The 16,674-nt window shown below is 67.0% G+C and carries 12 protein-coding genes; 5 read left to right on the forward strand and 7 right to left on the reverse strand.

Annotated elements, in window-relative coordinates:
• Positions 1 to 122 precede the first annotated feature (122 nt).
• The 3 genes from J2X06_RS09910 to J2X06_RS09920 form a co-directional block, all read right to left on the reverse strand.
• On the reverse strand, positions 123 to 1,205 hold the full coding sequence (locus J2X06_RS09910) for an outer membrane beta-barrel protein (RefSeq protein WP_310061718.1): 1,083 nt from the start codon (positions 1,203 to 1,205) through the stop codon (positions 123 to 125).
• A gap of 261 nt (positions 1,206 to 1,466) precedes the next feature.
• Positions 1,467 to 2,549, reverse strand: a complete 1,083-nt coding sequence (locus tag J2X06_RS09915) for an OmpA family protein (RefSeq protein ID WP_310061720.1) — start codon at positions 2,547 to 2,549, stop codon at positions 1,467 to 1,469.
• A gap of 183 nt (positions 2,550 to 2,732) precedes the next feature.
• On the reverse strand, positions 2,733 to 4,196 hold the full coding sequence (locus tag J2X06_RS09920; protein WP_310061723.1) for a bifunctional 2-methylcitrate dehydratase/aconitate hydratase: 1,464 nt from the start codon (positions 4,194 to 4,196) through the stop codon (positions 2,733 to 2,735).
• Positions 4,197 to 4,352: 156 nt separating this feature from the next.
• On the opposite strand from J2X06_RS09920, the gene J2X06_RS09925 reads away from it, so the two are divergent.
• Complete coding sequence (locus J2X06_RS09925) at positions 4,353 to 5,144, forward strand: DODA-type extradiol aromatic ring-opening family dioxygenase (protein ID WP_310061726.1); 792 nt, start codon at positions 4,353 to 4,355, stop codon at positions 5,142 to 5,144.
• Between the two features lie 9 nt (positions 5,145 to 5,153).
• Here the strand turns inward: J2X06_RS09925 and J2X06_RS09930 are convergent, their stop codons facing one another.
• A complete protein-coding gene (locus J2X06_RS09930; RefSeq protein ID WP_310063587.1) occupies positions 5,154 to 6,074 on the reverse strand; it encodes a LysR family transcriptional regulator in 921 nt (306 codons plus the stop codon).
• 113 nt (positions 6,075 to 6,187) lie between these two features.
• Between J2X06_RS09930 and J2X06_RS09935 the strand changes: the two genes are divergently transcribed.
• Together J2X06_RS09935 and J2X06_RS09940 are read left to right on the forward strand one after the other, a co-directional pair.
• Entirely contained in the window at positions 6,188 to 7,423 is a 1,236-nt protein-coding gene (locus tag J2X06_RS09935; protein ID WP_310061729.1) for an MFS transporter, read from the forward strand.
• Positions 7,424 to 7,454: 31 nt separating this feature from the next.
• Positions 7,455 to 8,480: an aldo/keto reductase gene (locus tag J2X06_RS09940; RefSeq protein WP_310061731.1), complete on the forward strand. Its 1,026-nt coding sequence runs from the start codon at positions 7,455 to 7,457 to the stop codon at positions 8,478 to 8,480.
• Positions 8,481 to 8,558: 78 nt separating this feature from the next.
• Here the strand turns inward: J2X06_RS09940 and J2X06_RS09945 are convergent, their stop codons facing one another.
• From J2X06_RS09945 to J2X06_RS09955, 3 genes are read right to left on the reverse strand one after another with little or no spacing between them, the layout of a single operon-like run.
• Positions 8,559 to 11,366, reverse strand: coding sequence for an AAA family ATPase (locus tag J2X06_RS09945; RefSeq protein ID WP_310061734.1), 2,808 nt, complete (start codon positions 11,364 to 11,366; stop codon positions 8,559 to 8,561).
• Positions 11,359 to 12,093, reverse strand: a complete 735-nt coding sequence (locus J2X06_RS09950) for a hypothetical protein (protein ID WP_310061737.1) — start codon at positions 12,091 to 12,093, stop codon at positions 11,359 to 11,361. Before J2X06_RS09950 ends, J2X06_RS09945 begins: the two co-directional genes overlap by 8 nt.
• Positions 12,090 to 13,547, reverse strand: a complete 1,458-nt coding sequence (locus J2X06_RS09955) for a hypothetical protein (protein WP_310061740.1) — start codon at positions 13,545 to 13,547, stop codon at positions 12,090 to 12,092. The genes J2X06_RS09950 and J2X06_RS09955 overlap by 4 nt, the downstream gene beginning before the upstream one ends.
• A 237-nt stretch (positions 13,548 to 13,784) precedes the next feature.
• Between J2X06_RS09955 and J2X06_RS09960 the strand changes: the two genes are divergently transcribed.
• Positions 13,785 to 15,848: an NADPH-dependent 2,4-dienoyl-CoA reductase gene (locus J2X06_RS09960; RefSeq protein WP_310061742.1), complete on the forward strand. Its 2,064-nt coding sequence runs from the start codon at positions 13,785 to 13,787 to the stop codon at positions 15,846 to 15,848.
• Between the two features lie 331 nt (positions 15,849 to 16,179).
• Positions 16,180 to 16,638 carry a cell wall hydrolase gene (locus tag J2X06_RS09965; RefSeq protein WP_310061745.1) on the forward strand — a complete coding sequence of 153 codons (459 nt, stop codon included), beginning with the start codon at positions 16,180 to 16,182 and terminating at the stop codon, positions 16,636 to 16,638.
• Positions 16,639 to 16,674: the final 36 nt, after the last annotated feature.

Below are 16,674 nucleotides of genomic sequence, written 5' to 3' on the forward strand. Positions count from 1 at the left end.
CAACCGCGGATCGCACATTAGCCAGCTTCCCGTCACAAACGACGAAGCCCGGCCAGAAGGCCGGGCTTCGCTTGTTGCGGGTGGCGGATCAGGGGACCAGGGTCCCCCGGTCGGCCGGTGGCTCAGTTCTGAACGTTCAGCTCGGTGCGGCGGTTCTTCTCGCTCTTGCAGCCCGGCATCGTCTGGCCCAGGTCCTCGAGCGGACGGCTCTCGCCGTAGCCATTCGGACCGGTCAGGCGCGATGCGTCGATACCGTTGCTGGTCAGGTGGTCGTACACCGCCTTGGCGCGACGCTCCGAGAGCTTCTGGTTGTACGCATCCTTGCCGCACTGGTCGGTATGACCGGCCACTTCGGCACGCAGCTCCGGATAGCGCTTGAAGATCTCGATCGCTTCGTTGAGCGTGGCGATCGCGTCAGGACGCAGCGCGGCCTTGTCGAAGTCGAAGTTCACGCCCTTCAGGTCGATCGACACCGGCACCGGGCAACCGTCCGGACCGATCGTCTGGCCGGCCTGCGAACCCGGGCACTTGTCGTCGCAGTTGTTGACGCCGTCGCCGTCGTCATCCATGTCGGCGCAGCTTGGCGCGGCCGGAGCGGGCGGAGCCGGAACGACCGGCGGGCCCAACGGGATGATCACGCCGACCGAGGCGAGGATGTCGCCGAACCAGTCTTCGCTCGGAGCGTTGACGCTGCTGTCGTCGAAATCGGCGCGGTAGGCCACTTCGGCGCGGACGCCGAAGCGCTTGCCATACAGCCCCGACTGCACGCCCATGCCAACCTTGGCGGCGAGTGAGCCTTCTTCATGGTCACCCGGAGAGTCCGGGCTCGGGAACGCGTCAAACTCTTCTTCGTTGCGCTGGTAACCCAGGCCCATCAAGGCATACGGCGCCCAGTCGCGGCCTTCGGCCGTGAAGAAATAACGCAGGTCCGCCGAGATGCCGTACTGGCTCCAGTTGAGGTTCTGGTTGATGTCGTTGTTCGGGTTCTGATAGTTCAGTTCGCCGTCGATCGACCAGTTCTGATTGAGGAATTTGCCCACGCCGAGACCCAGGAATGGGGCATCGCGGGTGCCGCGGTCGTTGTCCTGGATATTGAAGCCGGCCGAACCGGTGAGGTACCAACGGTCGTCGTATTCCTGGGCGCCAGCTACCTGCGTAAAGGCCAGGCCGGCCAGCAGTGCGGTACTCAACAAACGGATCTTCATTGCTGACTCCTTGTGTTCACAATCGGGAAGATTCGATTCACGGCAAACGCGTGACAGGGACACATTCAGATTCGGTCCGGCCCGACCCGATGGTCACTGGCGGAACGATCATATAACAATGTCAAGATATTTGTTAATCCTTGTTAACGTGATTCAGTAACTATGGGCTGTAAACGAACGAAGCCCGGCCAAGCGGCCGGGCTTCGGTTTTTTTCGGGTGGCGGGTCCGGGGACTGGGTCCCCGGAAACCGCCGGTCTGGCTCAGTTCTGGACGTTCAGCTCGGTGCGGCGGTTCTTCTCGCTCTTGCAGCCCGGCATCGTCTGGCCCAGGTCCTCGAGCGGACGGCTCTCGCCGTAGCCATTCGGACCGGTCAGGCGCGATGCGTCGATACCGTTGCTGGTCAGGTGGTCGTACACCGCCTTGGCGCGACGCTCCGAGAGCTTCTGGTTGTACGCATCCTTGCCGCACTGGTCGGTATGACCGGCCACTTCGGCACGCAGCTCCGGATAGCGCTTGAAGATCTCGATGGCCTCATTGAGCGTGGCGATCGCGTCAGGACGCAGCGCGGCCTTGTCGAAGTCGAAGTTCACGCCCTTCAGGTCGATCGACACCGGCACCGGGCAACCGTCCGGACCGATCGTCTGGCCGGCCTGCGAACCCGGGCACTTGTCGTCGCAGTTGTTGACGCCGTCGCCGTCGTCATCCATGTCGGCGCAGCTTGGCGCGGCCGGAGCGGGCGGAGCCGGAACGACCGGCGGGCCCAGCGGGATGATCACGCCGACCGAGGCCAGCACGTCGCCGAACCAGTCTTCGCTCGGAGCGTTGACGCTGCCGTCGTCGAAGTCGGCGCGGTAGGCCAGTTCGGCACGGATGCCGACGCGCTTGCCATACAGCCCCGACTGCACGCCCAGGCCGGCCTTGGCGGACCAGGTGTTGTCTTCGCGGTCACCCGGCGAGTTGGGGTCCGGGAAAGCATCGAACTCCTCTTCGTCACGCTGCCAACCCAGGCCCATCAGGATGTACGGCGCCCACTCGCGGCCTTCGGACGTGAAGAAGTAACGTGCGTCCAGCGACGCGCCGTACTGGCTCCAGCGAAGGTCCTGGTTGTCGTCCAACTCAGTGTTCTGGTAGTTCAGCTCGCCGTCGATCGACCAGTTCTGGTTGAGGAACTTGCCGACGCCGAGAGCCACGAACGGAGTGTCGCGGGTGCCGCGATCGTTGTCCTGGATATTGAAGCCGGCCGAACCGGTCAGGTACCAACGGTCGTCGAATTCCTGGGCGGCGGCCACCTGGGTGACGCTCAGGCCACCCAGCAGGGCGGCGCAGAGGAGTTTCTTATTCATGTTGTGCTCCTTCATCTAGTGAAAACCGAAAACCGCAATCAGCGGGCTTTCGTACTCCTGTGGGGACAGTCGCCGGAAGACGCCATCGGCGCGCAGAGTAAATTTGCTTATGTGAAAGTCATGTTAACGGGCACATAACAATCACATTAGTTCCCGGAATATCGCCGCCCCGTCAAAAAAGGTTCAGGCCCTGAGCAAGGATAAAAACTGCGTGATCGGCAGGGCCTCCAGTCGCGACGGTTGCGCGGCCAGGGCCAGCAACTGATCGGCCTGTGCGGCGGGCAGCGCACCACGAATCGCCGACTCGAACTTGGCCATCAGCGCCGGAATCCCTTCGCCTCGTCGCCTCCGGTGGCCGATCGGATAATCGATCGAAACCCGTTCGGTCGAACTTCCGTCCTTGAAGAACACCTGAACGGAATTGCCGATATAGCGCTTTTCCGGATCGAAATAATCCCGCGTGAACTGTGCGTTCTCGACTACCGACATGCGCTCGCGCAGCGCATCGATGCGCGGGTCGGCGGCGACGGCATCGCTGTAATCGTCGGCGGTCAGGCGGCCGAAGATCAGCGGCACGGCGACCATGTATTGCAGGCAATGGTCACGGTCGGCGTAATTGGCCAGCGGTCCGGTCTTGTCGATGATGCGGCGCCCTGCTTCCTGGGTTTCCAGGACGACCCTGTCGATGGCGTCCACACCGCCTTCATCGAGCCTGGCACTCACCTGCGGGTGCAGGGTCATCGCGCACTCGACCGCGGTCTGGGCATGGAACTCCGCCGGGTAACTGATCTTGAACAATATGTTTTCCATCACGTAGCTGCCGAACGGTCGCTCGAAATCGAATGGCTTGCCCTGGAAGGCAACGTCGTAGAAACCCCAGGTCGGCACGGTCAGCGCGCTCGGATAACCGACCACGCCCTTGATGGCATTCAATGCATGGATGACGGCGCGGCGGCAGGCGTCGCCCGCGGCCCAGCTTTTGCGCGGGCCGGTGTTCGGCGCGTGGCGATAGGTGCGCAGCACCCCGTTGTCGATCCAACTGTGCGAGACGGCGGTGACGATGGCGTCCCGGTTGCCGCCCAGCATGCCGGTGGCGACGGCGGTCGATGCCAGGCGAACCAGGATCACGTGGTCCAGGCCGACGCGGTTGAAGGAGTTCTTCAGCGCGTAGCAGCCCTGTATCTCGTGGGCCTTGATGGCGTGACCGAGGACGTCCCGCACGGTCATGGCCCGGCCGCCTTCGGTTTCGGCCTTGCGGCCCAGGTAATCGGCCACGGCAAGGATCGCGCCGAGGTTGTCCGATGGGTGCCCCCATTCGGCCGCCAGCCAGGTGTCGTTGAAGTCGAGCCAGCGGATCTGCACGCCGATGTTGTAGGCGGCCTGGACCGGATCGAGTTCGAAGGCAGTAAACGGCACGCGCGCGCCGCCCTCCATCTGCGCGCCCGGCACCAAGGGTCCGAGATGACGGACGCATTCGGCGTGGTCCATCGCCAGCGCCGCGCAGGCCAGCGAATCGAGCAGCATGTAACGCGCGGTGTCGTAGGCCTCCTTCGAATCGATGCGGTAATCGGCGACGTAGTCGGCGATCTCTACCATCGGCGGATCGGGATCGGGGCGAACGGTCGAGCGGATGTCGAACTGGCTCATGGACGCATACCCGCGGCGAGTGGGAGGCGGCCATTCTTGCCGCAGCGGTGTAGCCGACGCCGTGAATCGCAACCAGGCCCATTACCGGCACCTGCAGAACGCACCGGCATGCGGCACGCGCTTGGAAAAGCGGCGTTGCAGGATCACGCTAGTGCAATGGACATCCCGACCCGCCTGCCCACGCTGTTCCTGTCTCACGGCTCGCCGATGCTGGCGGTCGAGGACTCGGCCGCCGGACGTTTTCTCGATGGCCTCGGCGAGCAACTGCCGTGGCCGAAGGCCGTCGTAGTGGCGTCGGCGCATTTCATGACCGGTCAGCCCATGCTGGGCGGCCATGCGCAACCGCACACGGTGCACGACTTCGGCGGATTCCCCGAGCCGCTTTATCAGATCCAGTACCCCGCTCCCGGCGACCCCGACCTGGCCGAACGCATCGCGCAACGCCTGGCCGAAGCCGGGTTGTCGCCGCGCGTACGCGACAACCACGGTCTCGATCACGGAGTGTGGGTCCCGCTACGGCGCATGTATCCCCAGGCGGATATTCCGGTAGTGCCGCTGTCGGTGATGCCTCACGGAACCGCGGCCCAGCACTACGCCCTCGGCCAGGCGCTTGCGCCGCTGCGTGACGAGGGCGTGCTGGTGGTCGGCTCGGGCGGATTCGTGCACAACCTGGGCGATCTGCAATGGCAGGACAAGAACGCGCCGCTGCCGCCGTGGGCGCAGGAGTTCGGCGACTGGATGCACACGATGCTGTCAGCGCACGACTGGCCGGCCTTGATGGATTGGCAGCAGCGCGCGCCTCATGCGCGCCACGCGCATCCGACGGTGGAACACCTGATGCCGCTGTTCGTGGCGCTGGGCGCCTCCGGCGAAACGCCGAACGTGCGCACGATCCATCGCTCGCACGAATTTGGATCGCTGGCGCTGGATGCGTTTGCGTTCGACTGAAGCCCTCTTTCAGCCGGTCAACCCGTTCTCCCACGGCGGATTCTCGCCAAACCGCTCCGCCAGGAAATCGACGAACGCCCGCACCCGCGGCGGCACCAGCCGGCGTTGGGGCATGACCGCGTAGATGCCGGTGTCGGCGAACGGATAGTCCGGCAGCACCTGTTGCAGGCGGCCACTGCGCAGGTCGTCGACGACGTGCCAGGACGAGTGCAGGGCGATACCGAGCCCGGCGACGCAGGCGTCGCGGATCACTTCGCCGTAGTTGCTCTCGATGCGACCTTGCACGCGCACGGCGACTTCGCCGCCGGCGCCATCGCTCATGCGCCAGACATCCTGCCGACCCTCGCTGCCGACCAGCAGCACGCATTCGTGTTTGGACAACTCCTGCGGCGTGCGCGGCATGCCGTGGCGCCGCAGGTAGTCAGGGGCAGCGCACAGCACGCGACGGTTCGGCGCCAGCCGGCGCGCGACGAGGTTGGAATCGGCCATCGCGCCGATGCGGATCGCCAGGTCGAAGCCGGCGCTGACCAGATCGAGCTTCAGGTCGGTGAGATTCAGGCTGAGCTTGATGCGCGGATGCAACGCCAGGAACTGCGGCAGCAGTGGCGATATGTAGAGGCGTCCGAACGACGCGGACGTGGTCACCCGCAGCGTTCCCGCGGCCTCGGTGCCGCTCTGGCGCAGACCTGAGGTCAGCGCCTCCAGGTCCTCGATCAGCACCCGCCCCTGCTCGGCCAGCACCGCGCCCTCCGGGGTCGCGTGCAGGCGACGCGTGGTCCTGTGCAGCAGACGTACGCCCAGGTCGCGCTCCAGGCGCTTCAGTCGCTGGCTGGCCACCGCCACCGACAGGTCGAGGCTGCGCGCGGCTGCGCTGATGGAGCCCAGGTCCAGCACCCGCAGGAACAGGCCGATGTCGTCGATCCGGTCCAGATCCGCTCCGATTATCAAATATTCATTGAAACTGCTTCGTCATCCTGACGGTTTCCGCTGAAGATGCAACCGCCTAGGCTGCGCGCTCCCCCATCCAGGCAGACCGGCACGGCATGTCCTCGCTCCCCCCGACCTCTACCGCTTCCTCCCGGCGGATGCCGCTCGCGCTTTATGCACTGACCGCGGGCTCGTTCGGCATCGGCTGCGCCGAGTTCGTGATCATGGGCCTGCTGTTGCAGGTCGCCGCCGATCTGCACGTGTCGATCGCCGCCGCGGGCATGCTGGTGTCGGGTTACGCGCTGGGCGTGTTCGTCGGCGCACCGGTGCTGACGCTGCTGACACGACGCATGCCGCGCAAGGCGGTGCTGATGGCGCTGATGGTCATCTACACGGTCGGCAACGCGGCCTGTGCGCTGGCGCCGGACTACACCACGCTGATGGCGGCGCGCGTGCTGACCTCGCTCACCCACGGCACTTTCTTCGGCGTCGGCGCGGTGGTGGCGACCGGGCTGGTGCCGCGCGAGCGTCGCGCTTCGGCCATCTCGGTGATGTTCTCGGGGCTGACGCTGGCGACGCTGCTCGGGATGCCGGCCGGCGCCTGGCTCGGCCTGCATCTGGGCTGGCGTTCCACCTTCTGGGCGATGACCGTGGTCGGCGTGGTGTCGTTCCTGATCATCGCCGCGCTGGTGCCTAACAGCCGCGACGACAGCGCATCGGTGCCGCTGCGCGACGAACTCAAGACCGTGGTGCGTCCGCAGGTGCTGCTCGGCCTGCTGATGACGATGCTCGGCTTCGCCGGCGTGTTCGTGGTGATCACCTACCTCCAGCCGCTGCTGACGCGACTGACCGGCTTCGGCGAAGGGGCGGTGTCGCCGATCCTGCTGCTGTTCGGCGGCGGCATGGTGGTCGGCAACCTGCTCGGTGGTCGCTTCGCCGATCGCAAGCCGACGCCTGCATTGCTGGCCACGTTGGCCGCACTGGCGCTGGTGCTCGGCGCGATGACATTCGCGCTGCGCAGCCCGATCGCGATGGTCGCCTTCGTCGCACTGCTGGGCGTCGCAGCGTTCGCCACGGTATCGCCGCTGCAGTTGCGTGTACTGCATCACGCCAACGGCGCCGGTCAGAACCTGGCGTCGAGCTTCAACATCGCCGCGTTCAATCTTGGCAACGCGATGGGTGCGTGGCTCGGTGGCGTGGTGATCGAGCGCGGCCCCGGACTGGGGGCCGTCACCTGGACCGCCGCACTTGTGACGGTCGCCGGACTGGTCGTCGCTCTGTGGAGCGTGCGCCTGGAGCGGCGCGAACGCGGCATCACGCTGCCTGCCGGCTGCGTGCCGGAACATTCCTGACCCCTCCCCCTTCCTTACAGGACCTTTCGCAATGGAATACCGCTTTCTCGGCAAATCCGGCTTCCGCGTACCCGTGTTGAGCTTCGGCACCGGCACCTTCGGAGGCAAAGGCCAGTTGTTCGGCGCGTGGGGCAACACCGATGCCGACGAAGCCCGTCGCCTGGTCGACATCTGCCTCGACGCGGGGCTGACGATGTTCGACAGCGCCGACGTCTATTCCGGCGGCGTGGCCGAGAGCATTCTCGGTGCGGCGATCAAGGGCCGCCGCGACCAGGTGCTGATCTCGACCAAGGCCACGTTCCGCTTCGATGACGGCCCCAACAATGTCGGCTCGTCGCGGTTCCATCTGATCAATACCGTCGAGGCCGCGCTCAGGCGCCTGGGCACCGACTACATCGACCTGTTCCAGTTGCACGGTTTCGACGCGAAGACACCCGTGGAGGAAACCCTGTCCACGCTCGACGACCTCGTGCGGGCCGGCAAGATCCGCTACCTGGGCGTGTCCAACTTCTCGGGCTGGCATTTGATGAAGTCATTGGCCGTCGCCGACCGCTACGGCTGGTCGCGCTACGTCGCCCACCAGGCCTACTACTCGCTGATCGGTCGCGACTACGAATGGGAACTGATGCCGCTGGCACAGGACCAGGGCGTGGGCGCGGTGGTGTGGAGTCCGCTGGGATGGGGCCGACTGACCGGCAAGATCCGTCGGGGACAACCGAGACCGGAAGTGAGCCGCCTGCCGGGCAGTGCCGAGCACGGGCCGCCGGTGGACGACGAGCATCTGTATTGCGTGGTCGATGCGCTGGACCAGGTGGCGGCCGAAACCGGCAAGACCGTGCCGCAGGTCGCGCTGAACTGGCTGCTGCAACGCCCGACCGTGTCGACCGTCGTCATCGGCGCACGCAACGAGGAACAGTTGCGGCAGAACCTCGGCGCCGTCGGCTGGAACCTCACGCCCCAGCAGGTGGCCGTGCTGGATGAGGCCAGTGCCGTGACCGCGGCTTATCCCTACTGGCATCAGCGCGGTTTCGGCGAGCGCAATCCCGGGCCGGTTTGATCCACTTCCGAAAGCTGCCTGGCATGCTCACCTTGGATGCTCGGCGCACGCCGAGCCTCCAAGGCACGCGGGTTTTTCTCACGCCGCCTGTTCGTCCTGGCTGCGGTCGCGCTTGAGCACCGCCACCGGCTCGGCCCAGGCGTTGCCGGCGCGGCGCTTGCTGGTCGCCAGCACCAGGTCGGACGGCTCGAACACGTTGAGGTTGTGCGTGATCGGCGTGGTCAGGATGTACTGCGCGTCGGTCGAGCGCAGGAAGCGGCCGACCTTCTCGATGTTGAACACGTCCAGGTGCGCGAATGGTTCGTCGATGAAGACAAAGCCGCCCGGCTGGTCCTCGTCGCGCAACAGCGCGACCAGCAGCAGCAACGACTTCATCACCTGCTGGCCACCGGACGCCTCGCCGTCGTCCAGGCCGATCCAGCCCTTGCGGTCGAAGTCGAAACGCACCGTCAGGCCGGCCTGGGCGAGCGCGACGTCCTCGTTGACGAGTTCCGGCATCTCGACGTCGACGCCGATACCGGCCAACTCGCCGAGCGAGACCAGATTCTTCTTGTACCGCCGTACGGTGGCGCGCAGCACGTTGATGTAAGCGCCGCGCGCCTCCTCGGTGATGCGCTTGGCGCGATGCAGGTGCGCCTCGCGTTTGCCGATGGTCGCTTCGAGCTCGCCATGGTCGGCGGCGATCTTGTCGCGCATCGGCACGCAGGCTTCGTCCTGGACAAAACCGCCACGGGCGATGCGCTCGTCGATGCGCTCCAGCTCGCGGCGCACGGCCGACGCGCTCTCGTACTCGTCGCGTGCGGCCCGCAACGCCGCATGCGAACGCCAGGCCGGCGGCATCTGCGCACGGCGCCTGCGGTAGTCGAGGATGCGCTGGATCAGCCCCTGCCGTTCCTGGCCAATCTGCTGGCTGCGTTCACGGAGCTCGCGGGCCAGCGCATCGATCTGGCCCTGGCGCTTGGCGGCGGCGATGCCCTCCTCCTTGTCGCGTTCGGCCACGGCATCGACGGCGGCGCGCGCCCGCGCCAGTTCGGCGGCGGCGTCTGCAGCGGCGTCGGCCAGTTCGGGCAGGCGTGCCTGCGCGTCGGCGAACTCGGTCGCGCGGGTGACCAGTTCCTGCGTTGCATCGAGGCCGAGCAGGCGCGATTGATCCGCGTCGACGCGATGGCTCAGCTCATGCAGTTCGGCCTCGCGCGCCTGCGCGCGCTGGCTGATTTCGGCTTGCTCAGCGCGCAACTCCACCAGCCGCGACTGGCGCGCGCCGGTGCCGAAGTGTTGCTGGCTACCGCCGATATGACGCCCGCCGCGATGCTCCCGCAGGTAGCCCTTGGCGGTGATCCAGTCCTGTCCACTGGGCAGCTTGCTGCCTGCGTCAATGTCGACGACACGGCGGATGCGATCGAGCTGGCGCGGCAGCCACGCCGGGGGATCGGCGGAGAACCGCACGACCTCCAGCAGCGAACCCGCGCTCGCCTTCGGCACCGGCGCACGGTCGGCGACGACGAAGTGACGGTACTGCATCTGTTCGCCAAGCTTCCACGCGGCCCGGGCGTCCTTCGGATGCTCCAGTACCAGCAGGTGACGATATGGCGCCAGCACGGCTTCGACCGCCACCGCCCACTGCGGATCGACGATGTCGACCAGCTCGGTCAGCACACGGTGGGAGATGTCCTGACGGTCCAGTGCCGTGCGGAAGTCGCTCTCGAACTTCTCGACAGGCAGCTTGCCGCTGCTCAGCGCAGCGACCTGCGCAGTGATTTCGCCGCCGCGCGCCCGGTCGCGTTCGGCTTCGAGCCTGAGCTCGGCCTGGCGACGGCGCCCATTCTCGATGGCGGTGCTCAAGGCATCGACGTCGACCGCACCGCGCTGCGCCTGCAGCCTTGCCAGTTCGTCATGACGCTTGACCAGCATCTCGGCGTCGCGGGCCCAATCGCGCGCGCGCGTGAACTCGCCTTCGCATGTGGCCACGCGCTGGCGCGCATCGGCCAGCGAATCCAGCATGGCGTGGTGCGAAGCGGCGGCACCGACGTCCTGCGACTGCAGTTGGCCATGCACGCGTTCGCGTTCGCGCAGCGCGCGGCGCAATCCGGTCAGGCGCGGCTTGGCGCCGTCGATGGCGGCGCGCAGGTCGGCCAACTCCACCTTCGGCGCGATCTCGGCTTGCAGCCGCTGGCGCTGGTTGTGCAGCGCCAGGCCTTCCTCGAACGAACGCACGTCGGCCTTCGCCGACTCCATGCGCAGGTGCAAGCCGGCAAGGTCCTGGCCGAGCTGGTGGATTTCCTTCTCGACGTCGAACTGTTCGTTGCGTGCGCGCTGGTAGTCGTCCAGCACGGCCTTGTCCTCGAACACGTCGAAGATCAGTTGCAAGAGCTCTCGCGGCGAATACTGGCAGAGCTTGTCGGTGGCGCCCTGCTCCAGCGTCAGCACGCGGCAGATCGCGCGGGTCAGCCCGGCGCCGGCCAGGCGCACGCGATAGTCGCGCACGCCGAGCCATTCACCGCCCTGTTCCAGCACTTCTATCGGTGTGTCGCCGGCGACGATCTGGTAGTCGCGCGACCAGTCACCGCCGCGCTTGCGGATGCGGCAGGCCAGCGTGACCTGCTCGTCCTTGATCGGGAAGAACGGCCGGCCGCCGCGGCGGTCGGGACGGTTGCTCACCACCGCGCGCAACCAGGCGTAACCCTTTCCGTTGTGGCGCAGGTAGGTCTTGTAGTCGCGCGCGGTGTCGCGGTCTTCGATCGCCAGCAGCGTGCGCAGCGCATCGAGCAGCGTGGTCTTGCCCGAACCGTTGGGACCGACCACGGTGATCACCGAGGCGTCGAGCGGCAGCTGGTAGCGCTGCCAGTAGTCCCAATGCACGACTTCGAGGCTGCGGAATTCAAACATCGGCCTGTGCCTCTTCGCGGGTGTCTTCGCTGTCGAATTCTTCGGGGATCTCGTCGTAGCCTTCGTCGACCGCGTCCGCCGATGCGGCCTGTACAGCGCGCGCCTGGGCGACGACGTACGACAGCGCGCCATCCATTACACGGCTGGCGATGCGCTCGTAGTCGAATGCGAGGTCGAGCAGCGGGCCTTCATGGATGCGTTCCTTGCGGCGGACGATGAAGCCCTGCCGCGCCAACGCGCCGAGATTGAGGTGGATGCGTGTCTTGCCGCCGAGCTTGTCGCCGTAGTCGGCCAGCAGCGTGCGTTCGTTGATTGGCTCGACCATTTCAGCGCCGACCGGCACCGGCTTGAGATCGGCGAACATCTGCTCCTGTTCCTGCTGGCGTTCGTTTTCCTGGCGCGCGATCTGGCGCTGGCGCTTGGGCAGCACCAGCAGCGCCCACAGGACCACCAGCAGCGCCATCGCGTCGCGGTCCAGCTGCAGGTTGCTCGCCGCCCAGGCTCGCGCACTGCCGAACACGTCGTTCTCCTGCGCTCGCGCCACGCCGACGGCGACGTGCGCGGCGTAAGGATGCTCGAGCAGGCGCAGGCCGGCCGCGGCGAGACGGCGGTCCAGGTCGTCGCGCAGTTCGGCGTCGGTCAGGATCTGGCGCACGGCGCGGTCTTCGCGCGGCAGCCAGCGTTCGGCCAACAGCCGCGCGATGAGGGTGGCGATGGGATCGGTCATGCAGGCTCGGTGGTCTTGCGGGTGGTGTTGCGCTTGGATTGGATCTGGCTGGATTGCTTTTGCTCGTCACCGCGAAGACGGGCATCCAGTGGCTTGGCATTTGCCTTCCTGACTGTTCCGCGCCTTCGCGGGGAAGACGGCACGGGGTCGCCGGATGTCTCCGCGATCTCCCCGGCATCCCCCGACGCCACCACGCGCGGCTCCAACCGGCTGCGGCTCATGTACGCCACGCCGCAGCGCGCTACCGGCTCGAACACCGGCTCCACGCGCCAGTGCAAGGGCAACTGCGCCATCTCGGCACTGACCCCGTTGCGGTTCTCCGCACCGGGATCGCCGATCAGTCCGAGCAGCGACATGCGATAGGCGCTGATGGCAAAGCCTTCCTGCGGCACCAGTTCGGCCAGCGTGCCGCCGGTTTGGAGTTGCACGAGTTCGCGCAGCCAGTCTTCGGCATGGTGATAGTCGTTGGCCGCCACCGGCGCCTGCGTGCCCTGCGGCGCGCTTTGCGCCGGCGGCAACGACTGGTCCTCATGCGCCTCGCGTTCGCGCTCCACCAGTTCGTATTCGGCGATATCCAGCGCGATCGGCGCCAGCGCGAATGCCGGCGCGAGTGCTCGTGCGATCACGCCTTCGGACAGATCGGCCAGTGCCTCGATGTCGAGCGCGCGCAGGTAGCGGTTGACGTCCGACGAGGACAGGCCGCTCGCGCCCAGGTGCACGCGATGGCGGTCGAGCTGGTTGAGCGCGCGCTGGAACACCGATGTCTGCCGCAGCATCGCGCTCTGCGCGCGGCCGATCTGCTGCGCGATGCGGTGCGTGGCGGCGTCGAGCTCGGGATCGGCGGCGATCTCCTTGACGATCTGCGTGCCCTTCTCGACCCACTTCCACACCGATTGCAACGTCGATGCGGCACGCTCGATGCGGTGCTCCGAACCACTGAGCACAGCCTGGTCGAAGTCCTCGCGCAGTTCGTTCAGGCGCGACAGCAGATGTTGCAGGTCGTCGCCGCGCACGCGCCCGACCGCGTGGCCAGCGGCGAGCTGCGCGGTGACGTAGGCCAGCTCGTCGCCTTCGCGATTGAACTGCAGCAGCATGCCGATCGACGCCAGCGCCTGGCGACCGACCGGGCTGATCCGGTAGCGCTGGGTCGCCCCGTCCCACAGCAGCAGGTCGTTCTCGCGCAGGCGGCCGAGCACGGTGTCGAACTTGACCGCGTCGAGATAGGCGAAGTGTTCGCGCAGCTCCTGCGGCGACCAGTCCGGGGCCTGGCCGCGCTCGCCGATCGCGCGCAGCACCAGCAGGCGCACCATCACGCTCTCCTCGCCGCCATGGAACAGCGTCGAGAACGCGCGCAGCAGGTCGCGGGCGCCAAGCAGCGGATGCAGGTCGGGAAGATCGGCCGCGACGGTGCCGTCGCGCAGGTAGTCCTGCAGGGATAAGGAAGCGTCGTCCATGGCGGACCGGCAACTACGGGTCAGCCATGTTCGACGAGGCCTGCGCGGGTGACAACTCTTGATCTGCGGGGGTTTTTAGGGGCGGAAAAACCATGGCCCGTCATCCGCGCCCAGGCGGAAATGCACGGGTTCCGGAGTGGTGGAGCCCCGCCTTCGCGGGGACGGCGACAGGCCCACCCTTGAAGCCCGACGCCTTTCCCGGCATCGTGCGGCTTCCGTACGCCAGCGTATTTCCGCATGACGGCCGCCAGCCCTCTCAGCTTCACCCGTCCCGCCACGCCTCATCCCCAATATCCCAAGCTGTTCGAGCCGCTCGACCTCGGCTTCTGCACGCTGCGCAACCGCGTGCTTATGGGGTCGATGCATACCGGCCTGGAGGACAAGGCGGCCGACTTCCCGAAGCTGGCGGCCTACTTCGCCGAACGCGCGGCAGGAGGCGTGGGCCTGATCGTCACCGGCGGCTTCTCGCCCAATCTGGCCGGCTGGCTCAAGCCCTTTGGCGGCACCCTGCGCTGGCCGTGGGAAGTGAGTCGCCATCGCCAGGTCACCGGCGCGGTGCATGCACACGGCGGCCGCATCTGCCTGCAGATCCTGCATGCCGGCCGCTACGGCTACAGCCCACTGCAGGTGGCGCCGAGCAAGTTGAAGGCACCAATCAATCCCTTCACTCCGCGCGCCCTGTCGGCCGGCGGGGTCGAGCGGCAGATCCGTGCGTTCGTCCGCACCGCCCAGCTTGCCCGCGAGGCCGGCTACGACGGCGTCGAGGTGATGGGCTCGGAGGGCTACCTGCTCAACCAGTTCACCGCGCCGCGCACCAACCGGCGCAGCGACGGCTGGGGTGGTGACGCCGCCAAGCGGATGCGCTTCGCGGTAGAGATCGTGCGCCGCGTCCGCGAGGCCTGCGGACCGGATTTCATCATCGTCTACCGCCTGTCGATGCTGGACCTGGTCGACGACGGCCTGGCGTGGGACGAAGTGGTGCAGCAGGGCCAGGCCATCGAGGCGGCCGGCGCGACGCTGATCAACACCGGCATCGGCTGGCACGAGGCGCGCATTCCGACCATCGCCACCTCGGTGCCGCGCGCGGCCTTCACCGGCATCACCGCGCGACTGAAACCGCACGTGTCGCTGCCGCTGGTCACCACCAACCGCATCAACATGCCCGACGTCGCCGAACGCATCCTCGCTGCCGGCGAAGCGGACATGGTGTCGATGGCGCGGCCGCTGCTGGCCGATCCGCAGTGGGTCAACAAGGCCCGCGAGCAACGCGCGGCCGACATCAATACCTGCATCGCCTGCAACCAGGCGTGCCTGGACCATGTGTTCGAGAACAAGACCGCCAGTTGCCTGGTCAACCCGCGCGCCTGCGCCGAGACCGAACTGAACTACGGGCCCACCGCGACTCCCAGGCGCATCGCCGTGGTCGGCGCAGGCCCAGCCGGCATGGCCTGCGCGACGGTCGCGGCCGAGCGCGGCCACCGCGTGACCCTGTTCGAGGCCGGCGACGTCATCGGCGGCCAGTTCAACCTGGCCAAGCGCATCCCCGGCAAGGAGGAGTTCCACGAGACGCTGCGCTACTTCGGCCGGCGCATCGAACAGACGGGCGTGGATCTGCGACTGCGTACTCGCGCCGATGCCGCCGCGCTGTCCGGATTCGATGCGGTGGTGCTGGCGACCGGCATCCAGCCGCGCGCGGTCGATCTGCTGGGCTCCGACCATCCCAAGGTGGTGGGGTATCTGGACGTGCTCTCCGGCCGCGTCGTGCCAGGCCGCAAGGTCGCCATCATCGGCGCCGGCGGCATCGGCTTCGACGTGGCCGAGTTCCTGGTGCATGGCGACGATGGCAGCAGCCTCGACGCTGCTCGCTGGCGCGTCGAATGGGGGGTGGACCTGGGCTACGACGGCAACCGCGGCGGTCTCGCCCCGCCCCGGCCGGAACCGCCGGCCCGCGAGGTCTGGCTGCTGCAGCGCAGCCCCGGCAAGCCCGGGGCACGCCTGGGCAAGACCACTGGCTGGATCCATCGCGCCACGCTCAAGGCCAAGCGGGTGCGGATGCTCGGCGGAGTGGAGTACCTCGGCGTCGATGACGAAGGGCTGCATGTCCGTGTCGACGGCAGCGACCAGACCCTGCCAGTCGACCACGTGGTGATCTGCGCCGGTCAGGAGCCATTCAAGCCCCTGCACTCCGAGCTCGCCGCCTCGGGGCTCCCGATTCATGTGATCGGGGGTGCCGACGTGGCCGCCGAACTCGATGCCAAGCGAGCAATTTCCCAAGGCAGCCGACTGGCCGCGACGCTGTGAACAGGCGCCGCAGCTGAACTGGAAAGCCTGCTGCGGCAGGCTTTCCAGCCACCTGTGGCGAAAAAAAAGCCAACAGAATCCGATGGTTACGCTTTAGCCATTCAGCTGACGTTTATATTAACGCGGCTACCGTGCGCCCACTTTCCAGCCACCCCTTTGGTGGCGACCCACACCGCCCGCGCTGTTGCGCGGTTTAGGTGAAGGGGCAAAAGCGTGCCGAAGAGCCCGCTGCCCTCCCCAGTACGCCATGCCGGACCGGTTCGTCGTTGCCGCACCCTCAGGGGACGGTTGCCACGATCGGGCTGGCGCAACGGAGCAAGGAGTACGAGAAATGAAACTGGCCTGGATCCTGTGGTTGGCTTCCGTGCTGCCACCGCAAACCGCCGACTCGCTGTGCCTGACCACCACCGTCTACCTCGAGGCCCGCGACCAGTCCGTGCGCGGCCAGAAGGCGGTGGCGGAGGTCGCCCTGCGCCGCCGCGACAGCGGCCTGTGGGGCAATACGGTCTGTGACGTGGTCACGGCCCGCAAGCAGTTCGCCCCGACGCTGGTGTCCCCGTCCACCCGCCTGAGCAACACCGAGGCCTGGGCCGAAGCGGTGACCATCGCGCTGGAGGCCGAGCGCAACTGGGCCCTTCCGCCCGGCCAGCGCAAGGAGATCGTGCCCGGCGCGAGCCACTTCGCCGCGCATGCCATCGCCAGCCCGACCTGGCGCAGCGCCTACCAGGTCGCGACCATCGGCGACCACACGTTCTATAAGGTGCAGTCGCTCAAGCCGCGTCGCTCGTAGCGCGCTACGTAACGCAGCGTTACGTCTCCATCGTTG

It is taken from the genome of Lysobacter niastensis (assembly GCF_031457115.1).
Lineage (GTDB): Bacteria > Pseudomonadota > Gammaproteobacteria > Xanthomonadales > Xanthomonadaceae > Lysobacter_J > Lysobacter_J niastensis_A.